The organism is Bacteroidota bacterium, from assembly GCA_016711505.1.
Taxonomy (GTDB): domain Bacteria; phylum Bacteroidota; class Bacteroidia; order AKYH767-A; family 2013-40CM-41-45; genus JADKIH01.
Genome location: JADJSV010000018.1, coordinates 390,792 through 403,176, shown reverse-complemented (window position 1 = coordinate 403,176; position 12,385 = coordinate 390,792). Strand labels below are relative to the sequence as shown.

Sequence of the window (12,385 nt, the reverse complement as noted above, 5' to 3'; positions counted from 1 at the left end):
TGGTAGTGATGATTCTGGATGCCTGTAAAAAGGATGAGACCGAACCGGAAACTCCTACAGTTCCTACTCCTCCGGGAAATACCGCGGTATCCGTGGATCTGGATAGTGTGCCGTATACTAATCTATCGCAGTACCGTTTTTTTACCGGTGATATAAAAAATAATACGCCGAATGATGGCGTCATTCAATTCCAGCCGGCATCGGCATTGTTTACCGATTATGCTCATAAGAAACGTTTTGTCTGGGTGCCACCGGGATTGAAGGGAACTTATGTTGCCGATAATAATATCATCGATTTTCCTGTGGGAACTGCCCTGATCAAAACTTTTTACTACGATAATGTGCAACCTGCAAATGTCACCAAGATCATCGAAACGCGGGTGATGATCCGTAAATCAAATCAGTGGATCTTTGCTGAATATGTCTGGAATGAAGATCAGACGGAGGCTACACTTTCTATGAATGGAAGCTTTATTTCGCTGGCCTGGGACCAGGACGGTACATCTAAAAGTACCCTCTATCGCATTCCTTCTGAAACCGAATGCATGATTTGTCATAAGTCAAATAACCTGCCTATACCAATTGGCATCAAACCTCAAAATCTGAACAACGATTTTACTTATCCTTCCGGAAGAGTCAATCAGTTGCAGTATTTTATTTCAAAGGGAATTTTAGAAAATAATTTGCCTGCGAACATGGTATCTACAATCGACTATCACGATACTACTCAGACGTTGAAACTACGACTTCGTTCTTATCTCGACATTAACTGTGGCCATTGTCATCAGGAAAACAGTCATTGCGACTATCGGCCTATCCGTCTTGCTTTTTCTGAAACGACGGATCCTGCTCACCTTGGACAATGCGTGACACCGGATGATATGTTTGATCCGAGTTTATCTAATGTTATTTTTCCCGGTAATTATAATAAATCGATGATGTATTTCCGACTTAATTCCACTGACGAAAACAATCGTATGCCTCTGCTGGGTCGTACTATAGTTGACGAGGCAGGCGTGAAATTGCTCCGGGATTATATTTCTTCCATATCAAATTGTACAGACTGACCCTTAAAAAAACCCTTAATAACAGAAACAAAATGAAAAAAACCTTACTCTCGCTCACATTCATCATGCTATTTAAGCTGGTCAGTGTGGCTCAGCAAACTTGTAGCACTGCACTTACTATGGTGGATGGTATTGGCACTACTCCAACGATCACAGGAACAGAGGTGCCAACTCAGATGTGCGCATCCGGAGGAAGCGGAGCGACTGCGGCGAACTGGTATAAATATTCTCCTTTGCTAAATTATTCAGTGACTATCACAACTGATTTTCCTGCAAACTCAGGAATCGACAATCGTGTGCATGTGTATTCGGGCAGTTGTGGTTCATTAACATGTGTGGCAGGTGATGATGATAGTGGTCCCGGTGCTTTGTGCCTGGTTACTTTCAATGCAAACGCAGGTACAGATTATTATATCGTCTTCGATAATATTTATACATCGGCAGGTTTTCAGTATGAGATGATCGAAAATCCTGTTAATCCTTCACCCTTGACATTTACGCCTGTAACCATGAGTACCATTGTCGGCAATTACAAACTTGCACTTACCGATATGAATGGCGATTATCTGGATGATATTGTTTCTGTTTCAGACACAAATATTCAGGTGCATCAGCAAGATCTTTCAGGAACTTTTACGATCGCTAACTATACAACATCAGAAGCTCAGTTTTCACCGGGATGGAGTATGGCAATTGGCGATCTGAATGAAGACGGCTTTAATGATCTGCTCTATGGTAGCGGCAGCGGAGTTACGTTTATGCTTTCAGCAAATGGGGGAACTTCATTCAATCAGGTTTCCGGACCGGAATACGTTTTTTCGCAGCGCAGTAATATGGTTGATATCGACAATGACGGACACCTTGATGCATTTGTGTGTCATGATGTTGCTCCAAACGTTTACTACCTCAATGACGGTACAGGCAATCTTACGTATCATCAGGGAGGTTTAGGAGATCATCCGAATGGTGGAAACTACGGTTCTATCTGGGTAGATTACAACAACGACCATCTGCCTGATCTGTTTATCGCTAAATGCCGTGGTGGATCAGGTACAGCCAACATCAACGAGATGCACAGAAACAATGGTAACGGTACTTTTACAGATGTTTCCATAGCTACAGGTCTGGCAGATCCGGTTCAAACATGGTCATCGGCTTGGAATGATTTTGACAACGATGGATGGATGGACGTCATTGTAGGTGCAAGTTCAAGCGCTAACGGTATGCATAAGTTCATGCACAATAACGGCGACGAAACATTCACTGATATTACAAGCGGAAGTGGAATCGATAGTTTTCCCGGACTGAGTACTGAATATGCTTCGTACGATTTTAACAACGATGGATTTGCGGATGTTTTGACTCCGGGATATATACTTTTTAATAACGGAAATGGTACTTTTACTTCTCAGGCTTATTCGATGTCGATGGGAGCTGTTGGCGATCTTAACAACGATGGTTTTTTGGATATACAGAACGGAAATACCATCTACTACAACGATGGCAATAACCGTAACTGGCTTACAGTAACTCTTAAAGGAACTACGAGTAACAAAAATGGTATTGGTGCACGAGTGGAAATTTATGGACCATGGGGCAAACAAATTCGTGATATCCGTGCGGGAGTAGGATTCCGTTACATGGGAACACTGAATGCTCATTTTGGAATTTCTTATTTTAATACTATTGATTCGGTAGTCGTTAAATGGACATCCGGAAACACAGATGTGATATGCAACCCTACGATCAATTCTGTATTGCATATAGAAGAAAATTCTGCTCCTGTACCTACTTCCTCATTTACAGTAAGTGCTTCAGATATAAATATGACCGACGTAGTAGACTTCACAGACAATTCAAGTCCTTGCCCGTATGAATGGAACTGGTCTGTGAATCCATCATCAGGCTGGAACTTCACGAATGGTACAACTGCTACGTCAGAAAATCCATCCATTGCTTTCAATGATGCCGGAAACTATGTAGTATCACTTACGGCTACTAACGGTAACGGCCCAAGTGCTAACCTATATTCCTCAACAATTACAGTGCAAAATGTTGTTGGTATCGCAGACCTGACTCAAGGATCGATCAAAGTATTTCCAAATCCTGCTGCAGATCTTTTATACTTAAAATCAGATCAAACGATCAGAGAAGTAAAGATCGTGTCTGTGCTGGGTGCGGAAGTAGCATCAACACTTAACAGAATAAATAATTCGATTTCCTTAACGCATTTGCCGGCGGGAGTTTATTTTCTGCAGATCATGACGCAGAATGATCAGACGCAAATTACGCGGTTGGTGAAGCAGTAATAGGAAGTGAAGGGTGATCCTGACAGCTATCGGGGCTGAAGGGTGAACTTCAAACAAGAATGATATATTAACAAGACGGCCGGAATTTTATTTCGGCCGTTTTTGGTTTTAATTTTCTTTAACGCATTGTATGAAATAAATATAACATTATTATTTTCTTCTTTTTATTTTTTATATTTCGGTAAATAGTAATTCTACGGCAATGCTAAACGATATAGGCAACCAAAACCACCCACATGAAACGAATAATAATTTTCATTTTTCTTCTCGGAACATTTTATTACGCAGACTGTCAACCTCAGTTTTTTGAACGAACTTACGGTTTTGGGCAAGGTGCTCATATTGACAATGCTCTTAATGGAAATTATATAATTGGTGCAAACACAGGTACATTTCCCAACAATCAGGCTTATAATTTATTGATTGATGGTAGTGGTGATACGATAAGAACCATGTCATGTCTAAATTTAAACATAGGTTGTATCAGGCAAACTCAAGAAGGCGGATTTGTTTTCATTGGAGACTCGCGTGCGTATCCTTCAAAAAAAGCAATGGTTTATAAAACAGATAGTATTGGAAATATACTTTGGTATAATTCATATCCTTCTGATGAATGGGGAACATGGGGCTCTTGTATTTCTCCGAATTATGAAAATGGATTTTTTATTGGCCTTGTAGATGACGGAGCAAGTTCTGAAAACACATATTATATTGTTAAAGTTGATTCATCAGGAAATAATTTAGATACAGCAATTGTGCAATACCCACAATCATCTTTTCTGCAAAATCCAAATAGCATACAGGTTACTCCTGATAGCGGACTGGTTGTAGCGACATCAGTACCAATCTATGGCTTAACCAGAATTGTTAAATTCGATTCAAATCTTAATACTCAATGGGATAAAGTATATATAGACACAACCAGTTCCATTGAATTGAATGGTAATTCAATTAACCTGTTAAATAATAATGGATACTTAGTTACCGGTTATACAACACCAATTGGTGGAGGTCCGGGAGCATGTGGTTACTTACTTAAGATAGATCAAAGCGGTGATAGTATATGGAGTAAGGAATATTGCTTTTCAAACATTGCTATGCGCTTTATTTCTTCTGCTGAAGACACCCTAGGGAATTTTTATATTTCAGGAGAATACAATGATAATACACAACATTCTTTAATACTAATTAAAGCAAATTCAATTGGGGACATAATATGGACAAGACTTTTTTCGGGATACGGTTATGCCTTTCCCAAGTGTCTGATACTTGACAATGATCAAAATCCAATTGTCGTTGGTTATACAAAAGATACAGTTTCAAATCAAGATTACATTTACCTGTTAAAAACAGATACTTCAGGTAATATTACCTCAACAGAAAATTATTTAAGTGAAAATAAATTAAGTTTAAATATTTATCCCAATCCGGTGCATTCAATTCTTTCAATAAACTCTAAGGATTCGAAAGTAAATCAGTATTCATATAAACTTCGAAATGTATTTGGGCAAATAATACTTAACAAGAATGAAAAATTTATCCGCGAGTTTTTATTAGAAACTATTGATTTAAGTTTTCTTCCCAATGGCTTATATTTTCTCGAAACAATGGTAGATGGTCACAGAAATATTGATAAAATTGTAAAATATTGAAGGGATAAACTCCCATATCTAATGACAATTATAAATAAAGTCAGCAAAGAATGAAAATTGACAATAAAAGTAAACAGGGTGATTTAACACAGAGAAAACAGAGAAAAAAAGGGAGAAAAAGGAGAATAAAATATTTCTCTTTTTTCTCCTTTTTTCTCCATGCTCTCTGTGTTAAATTTTTCTCTGCGTTTTATTCTCTCAAATATAAAATATGAGAAAAGTAATTGCAGCAATTAATATGACCCTTGACGGGATTTGCGATCATACAGCAGGTATCCCCGATGAAGATTTACATATACATTATGCAGAACTTTTAGACAATTCAGGAAGTATATTGTATGGACGAACAACTTACCAACTCATGCAATATTGGCAAACACTGCTAAAAAATCCTTCAGGTCAAAAATCAATGGACGATTTTGCTCTTGCCATTGATAAAATACCAAAAATTGTTTTTTCACGGACTTTGAAAAATACTGAATGGGACAGTGCGAAACTTGTAACAAAAGAAATTAAAAAGGAAGTTTCAGAACTCAAACAACAACCAGGTAAAGATATTTTAGTTGGCAGTCGGAGTTTAATTATTCAGCTAATAAACTTTAATTTGATTGATGAGTTTCAGATTTGTATTTATCCAATGATAGAGGGAAAAGGTCTGCCGTTGTTTGACAAAGTAAGAGACAGGACAATTTTTAAACTTTCAAAGACAAAAATCTTTGGCTCAGGTGCAATCGTACTATATTATGAGGCTACTCATCAATAAGAAAGTCAACCAGCTAATCGTTTACGCAATGGAAAATAACAGCGACGAACATAAATCAAATGAACAAGGTGCAACACCTTTTGCACAGACCTATTTTCACGGGACAAGGTCTGACTTGAAACTCGGGGAGTTTATTGAAGTTGGTTTCAACTCGAATTATGGACAGAGAAAAAATGCAAAATATATTTTCCTGTCAGCAACTTTAGATGCTGCTATCTGGGGTGCAGAGCTTGCTTATGGTGAAGAACGTGAAAGAATATATTTAGTAGAACCAACGGGACCTATCGAAGATGATCCTGACTTAACAGATAAAAAATTCCCTGGTAACCCGACAAAATCTTATCGTTCAACCCAACCGTTTAAAATAGTTGGAGAAGTAACAAATTGGCAAGGGCACCCACCAGAACAAGTTAAAGCAATGAAGGCCGCATTAGCAAAACTGAAAGAACAGGGAATTAATTCTTTGAATGACGAATAAAGTTAGAATAAAAAAATTTCAGAAGAAATGATTTCTCATTAACTAATTGTCGCACTCTTCGAAAGTTTTAAGCGACTCACGGGCATGGGTCACATTTTTCTCAAAGCAATAAAAAGAATACCCGAGAATCTGGTTACTTTATTTCCCCTAAAACTTTGGCAAGGTTTTGAACTTAATTGGCTTCGATAAACTGTTAAATTGAAATCAAAAGCCTTTTTTATATTATTCACTTCTAACCATCAAGCATATTGGTAAAGGCAAACTATTTTAAAGTGGTATTGCCGGCATGGGAACAGAATATGCAATAGAAAAAATTATTGGTTTAAGTTTTTGCAAGAGCTGCCGTTAATGTAATGAAGGAGCGAGAACATTTAATAAAGTAAAAAAATAAAAGCACATGATAGAAGAAACTTCATCCAAAAATAAATCAAGATCGAGTATTAGTTTAATTTATACTGCTGCTTTTGTAATTCTCGGCTTGTGGTTTGCGTATGAAATTATCAGTATTTTATTTCTCTTCTTTCTAGGGATTGTTCTGACCCTGATTTTAAATGCACCTACCATGTGGTTGGTTTCAAAAAAAGTTCCGAGAACTTTTGCTGCAATCATCGTATTTTTTGTAATGTTGCTTTTCTTATTTTTTATGGGATGGCTTATAATTCCAAGAATGTTAGAAGAGGGAAGCACACTTCTATCCAATATTCCAAATTACATCTCCGATTTACGGCATCAACTCTCATCCATGCTATCAGATTATCCTTCTCTACAACAAAAACTACTTGGTAAAGAAGCGATCAAAGATAATCTACCGGAAGCAAATAGTATTATAAAAAGCCTTGGTCGATTTTCCTTTTCACTAATCGGTGGCGCTTTTATGATAATAGTTTTTTTCAGTATCGTAATTTACATGTTGATTGATCCGGCACCGTTAATAGAAACCTATCTGATGTTATTTCCGGAAGAAAAAAGACAGAAGGCAGCACAGGCATTAGCGAAAGCATCAGTTATGTTAAATGGTTGGATATGGTCTAATCTGTTAGCTGGTACAATGGAAGCCATTGCGACCTATTTCTTTTTAACCTATATGGAAGTGCCTGGAGTATGGGTATGGACTGGATTAGCTTTGTTTGCAGAATTAGTTCCCAAGTTAGGATTATATATTATGGCAGTCCCTCCGGTCTTAATAACCCTTTCAATTTCACCGATGACAGCCTTATGGGTACTTATATTTTATCTGATATTAAATGAAATTATGGGTGATTTGGTAATTCCTCGGATAAGAGCATCCACTATGAATTTACATCCTGTATCAACCCTCTTTTCCATGCTTGCTTTAGCAAGTGCTTTTGGCTTAATAGGGGCTTTGATTGCTACTCCACTTACTGCTTTTGTTAAAGCCTATTATGAAACATTTTACGTTCCAACTGTTTCCAAAGAAAATATTAAAGACCAGGTAAAGATGGTGCTTGCAAGGAAAGAAAAAAACTGAGCACGTTGTGTCACAAATTTCAATCATCATTCTTCACTGCCAAAGTAAAAAAACCACCTTTAAACAATATGAATACCAACATAAATCCCAATACATAACAAGCTGCCAGTACATAATTTTCCAGACCGGTATCTTTGATGGTTTCAAATGAAACAATATTGGCAAAAAACTGATAGGCAATATTACTTCCCCAATGTATTCCCAGAGTAAGCCATAAACTTCGGGTGGCGACGAATACCCACATTAATAGTAATCCAAGTACAAACAGGTACAACAATACATCCGGCTTATTAAGCTTGAAAATATGGTTAAGCACATACACCCCGGCAGAAAAAAGAATGAGATAGTTAACATTCCATTTCCGGGGCCAATAAGTCATGACATAACCACGTGTAAGAATATCTTCGGCCAACGAGGGAAAGAAGGTTCCGATTGTAAACAATAAAATCTGCTGCCAATCCCAATGCCAAGAAATTTTATTCCAATGCATCCAGACCGGCACCATGTTAGCAAGTATTGTAATGCAAATACCCATAAGTATACCTTTTGCAAGGTTGCTCCAATATTTACGGAAAGCGAATAATCCATAGGTTCTGAACCCGTTTTTAAACTTACTTTTCCCAATAAAATAAGCCACTATCACGAAAAGTAGCATACTACTTTCCAGCAACCAAATAAGTGGTTCCTGATAATAGTTTTGAAAAAATTCAGGAAGATGGTATAGAGTAAACAGGGATATAAATCCAATGACAGATATAACAGACTTTTTTACAGAAGGATTCGATAAGGTATTCATAAAGCTATTCTTAGCAATACCCAAAAAGAAACAAACTAATTAGTAACCATGAAATGGAATTAGAAGTTATACTTTTTGATATACTGTATTATGGCTTTTTCCAAATCACCTTTATTTTCCATGAAAGGGATATGACCAACATTGCTTTTGTACAGTATAATATTTGGGAAATTAACACCTTTATAATTTTCAGGTCCGGCCATCCAGTCAGAATCTCCGGTAAAGAATAAAACGGGCATTTTCATATCAGTCGCCAGTGGTTTATAATTATTCCAGTATTCTTTAATTGAAAGAGCAAGATTTCCAAAATCATTATTCCAGTTTGGAATTTCATCGTATGATGCATCCATTGCAATGGAGTTCTTTTCATCAGCAAATGCCATTTTCCATTTCAGATCCTTTTCATTAAGCTTCCCTATAACACCCATAAGTCGATCGAGTAATGGAATTGAATCATTAGTGTAAATATTGTGCGGTGGAAGGTCAAGAAATTCACATGCCTTGGGAATCCATGTGCCATTAAAACTTTCGGTCAGATCAAGCGTACAGTTTATCATCAACATTCCGGAAATAATTTTTGGGTGTCGTTCAGAATAACCCATTTGTAGAATTCCTCCAAAAGAATGTCCAAGTGTCAACCATTGCTTTATGCCAAGTGCATTCCGTACTTCTTCAAAATCCTTCACCATCCTTTCCATAGAGTAGTTGTGATCCTTCGGACTAGTAGAACGCCCAACACCTCTCTGATCGAGATAAATCATTTGAAAATGTTGTTCCAGCACATTCCCGAAAAATTTTTCTACCCAATAACTTCCTGAGCCAGGGCCACCATGAATATATAAACAAGGGGTGCCACTTCCTTTTACATTTACATACAGACTGACACTATCAGTAGTAAAGATATTTCTTTCCTGTGCTTTAGTATTCAAGCCAATAACAATCAGGAAAAATGAAAGAATTATTTTCATTGCTTTGGATTTCATGCCTTTGTTTTTGCAATTAAATTTTAATTTTCATCCAATGATAAATGTATGTCAAAAAGCTTCTCCAAATGTGAAAAGCACACCATTTTGGTCCTTCCCGATTCCATAATCCAACCTTAAATTAACATTATCGTTTATCGAAAACCGTATTCCCCCACCATAGCTAAAAAGGGTTTTATTTAATTTATCATCGCTTACATCACCTTCATCCAGAAAACACACACCGGAAAATTTCTTGTACAACGGGAATCTGAATTCAAGTTGAGCCGAATAAAAGCGATCGCCTCGGTACCTGTTGGTATAATAGCCTCTTAATCGTTCCGCACCACCTAACGTGTATCGGAAAAGGTAACTTGGATTACCATAACTAATTCCTCCGGATATCCGCGAAGCCAAAACAAATTTTGAATTAGTAATGTAATGGAAGTATCTTAAATCAGTGAACAATAATCCTGATTTCCCAAAATCAGAAAAGCTGAGTTCTGAAATATTTTCGTAATAAATAGCACTGTAAAAACCTAGTTTTGTCGAAACGGGATTATCGCGTGTATCATAAAAGAGGCCAAGACCTGATCCTATATTTTTTTCATCAGGGAAGAACCACATGTTAAGTGTATTTCCTTCTTTATCTTTTACAGCATTTTCATTCCGCACCCTGAAATCACCGAATAATGAAGCCTTGAAATGATCATTAACTTTCAATTCGAATTCCGGGCGAACAAAATATCTGTCGGAAAATATTTCATTAAAACTTTCTGATGAGGTGGTGTCACCTTCGCCAAAGTAGTATTCAATAAAATTAGTATAGGTGACAGGCATCTTAAAATCCACATCTTTTAATAAGCCATACCTTATGTATTTGGCCTGAACTTGTACTTTCCCTGAAGTGGTTGCCATTAATTGAAGGTCACCGTAACTCGCCGGTGTTTTGAGTGGAAATACGAATCCCGCAGCACCAAAAATAAAACCTGTTGTCGGATCATACCCGAAAACCGGGCTGATAGTATAGTCATAGGGTTTTATTTTCTTTTCGACAGTGGATGAAATCTGGCGCTCAGCATTATTTATATCAAACACCTTTTCGCCTGCAATATAAGTTTGTGCTACTTTGCAGCTATACAAATCCATTGGGTCAGTTTCTGAAAGTGAATCTTCCAGGATTAAAAAATCGGCGGCATATCCTGGCGCTATTTTGCCAAGCAGGTTTTCAGCTCCCAGCACATACGCCCCGTTTACAGTGTAGGAATGAATAGCTTCTGAAACAGTCAGCGTTTTATTCTCAAACCCTTTAATGACTGAACCATCCGGGAATTTTCCGCATACATTTACGGCCATGTTAGGAAAGGGATTTAATCCGTCAATATTTTTATGGTGTACAAAATTTGTATCCATGCCATAGGGGAAATCGCTTGATAAAGCTCCGTCCAGAATCCTGTACTTCAGACGTGCGTTGAGTAATTCGTTTTCACGAAGAGGAACACCAGTCGCTCCGTATTGACGGATTATTGCAGGATAATCAAAAGTCTGGGAAGCCAGAATAGTAACCGATGCACCTAGTTTTTTAAGTTCGGTTAATTGATCTTCGGTACAATAACCGGCATGATCGATAACATGCCGGTGATGATTTGTGCTATTTCCCCGTTCGTTTAATGCATCAATTATATTTTGCAGACCTTTTTCACCTTGTACATGAAAAGCATAAGTTTTATCCGGGTGAAGAAGCAAGTAATGTTTAATTTCCTTTTCGTTCAGATAAATGGTTCCTCCAGGTTCCTTTATTCCGGTCACTCCGGGGGGAACCGAAAGTGACATGTCTTCGAAAAGTTTTGTTAGATGGAAATGTACCTGCATAAAATCATTTTCCGGGCCTATAAAACCCAGTTTTTTTGTCCCCATTGGATACATCAAGCTGGTAGTCTGGGGAATTCTTCCGAAACTTCGGGTCCACATTCTTAATTTTAGAGTACCATCTCTTTGCATGGCCTGGTAAATCTTCATATGATAAGGAGAAAAGGTGTTGTCACCCATGGTTGTAATTCCATAGGACAAAGCAAGTCGCTGTCCTTTTAGAACTGCTTTTTCGATGGTTCGGTCGGAATAGCATGAGCCTATGCGTTTCAATGCCTCCATTGCTGCTGCTTCCAATAACCAACCGTTCAGTTCACCACCTTTGGCAATTCCAATTGAACCATCGCTGATTTTGGTTTTTGAAGTGATCCCCAACTTTTTCATTGCTTTGGAATTAGCAACTGCAGCGTGACCGCTCTTTAAGAAAATTATTGCAGGAGAATCCGGTATAACTTTATCGAGGAAATTCAATGGTGAAGATATCCCTTGCAACGCTGGAAACCCAAGATCCCTTGCTACATAATACCCATCTATCATTTGTCCTGAAGTCGAAATAATTAAATTTCGTAATTCCGCGGAATCAACAATATTTGATAAGCTGATCTGAAGAAGGCCTAAAGAGCCATCAATAAAATGGATATGACTATCGATAATTCCCGGAATCACGGTCTTACCTTTCAGATCTATTTTGTAATCAAAGTTCTCAGAACTATCCGAAACATATGAATTCCCGGACCTCGTGAATTTTCCGTTTTCAACAACAAAATAATTGATAAACGGATTTCTGGTATCAGACGTGAAAATATTTCCATTGTAAAATAATGCTGTTTGTGAAAATACCTGCAGACTTGTGCAAGACAAACAGAAAAAGGCAAAAAAGTATTTAAACTTTATAATTACCTTAAAACAAGACTCAATATTTACGAATATTACATTAACCACATTTATCAACATTATCAATTTTCAGATATGCTTTTGTAGTTTTTTTGAAAAACAAATG

9 protein-coding genes are annotated in these 12,385 nt (G+C 37.4%); 6 read left to right on the top strand and 3 right to left on the bottom strand.

Going from position 1 to position 12,385, the window contains the following annotated elements:
* Positions 1-8 precede the first annotated feature (8 nt).
* The 6 genes from IPL24_17925 (at position 9) to IPL24_17900 (ending at position 7,758) form a co-directional block, all read left to right on the top strand.
* On the top strand, positions 9-1,067 hold the full coding sequence (locus IPL24_17925) for a hypothetical protein (GenBank protein MBK8365470.1): 1,059 nt from the start codon (positions 9-11) through the stop codon (positions 1,065-1,067).
* A gap of 32 nt (positions 1,068-1,099) precedes the next feature.
* Positions 1,100-3,376, top strand: coding sequence for a VCBS repeat-containing protein (locus IPL24_17920; GenBank protein ID MBK8365469.1), 2,277 nt, complete (start codon positions 1,100-1,102; stop codon positions 3,374-3,376).
* Between the two features lie 236 nt (positions 3,377-3,612).
* Positions 3,613-5,028, top strand: a complete 1,416-nt coding sequence (locus IPL24_17915) for a T9SS type A sorting domain-containing protein (GenBank protein ID MBK8365468.1) — start codon at positions 3,613-3,615, stop codon at positions 5,026-5,028.
* Positions 5,029-5,239: 211 nt separating this feature from the next.
* Positions 5,240-5,791 carry a dihydrofolate reductase family protein gene (locus IPL24_17910; protein MBK8365467.1) on the top strand — a complete coding sequence of 184 codons (552 nt, stop codon included), beginning with the start codon at positions 5,240-5,242 and terminating at the stop codon, positions 5,789-5,791.
* Positions 5,792-5,819: 28 nt separating this feature from the next.
* Entirely contained in the window at positions 5,820-6,269 is a 450-nt protein-coding gene (arr, locus tag IPL24_17905) for an NAD(+)--rifampin ADP-ribosyltransferase (protein MBK8365466.1), read from the top strand.
* A 397-nt stretch (positions 6,270-6,666) separates the two neighbouring features.
* Positions 6,667-7,758 carry an AI-2E family transporter gene (locus tag IPL24_17900; GenBank protein ID MBK8365465.1) on the top strand — a complete coding sequence of 364 codons (1,092 nt, stop codon included), beginning with the start codon at positions 6,667-6,669 and terminating at the stop codon, positions 7,756-7,758.
* 19 nt (positions 7,759-7,777) lie between these two features.
* Here the strand turns inward: IPL24_17900 and IPL24_17895 are convergent, their stop codons facing one another.
* From IPL24_17895 to IPL24_17885, 3 genes are all read right to left on the bottom strand, one after another.
* On the bottom strand, positions 7,778-8,554 hold the full coding sequence (locus IPL24_17895) for a CPBP family intramembrane metalloprotease (protein MBK8365464.1): 777 nt from the start codon (positions 8,552-8,554) through the stop codon (positions 7,778-7,780).
* 59 nt (positions 8,555-8,613) lie between these two features.
* Positions 8,614-9,522: an alpha/beta hydrolase gene (locus IPL24_17890; protein MBK8365463.1), complete on the bottom strand. Its 909-nt coding sequence runs from the start codon at positions 9,520-9,522 to the stop codon at positions 8,614-8,616.
* Between the two features lie 66 nt (positions 9,523-9,588).
* A complete protein-coding gene (locus tag IPL24_17885; protein ID MBK8365462.1) occupies positions 9,589-12,246 on the bottom strand; it encodes an amidohydrolase family protein in 2,658 nt (885 codons plus the stop codon).
* Positions 12,247-12,385: the final 139 nt, after the last annotated feature.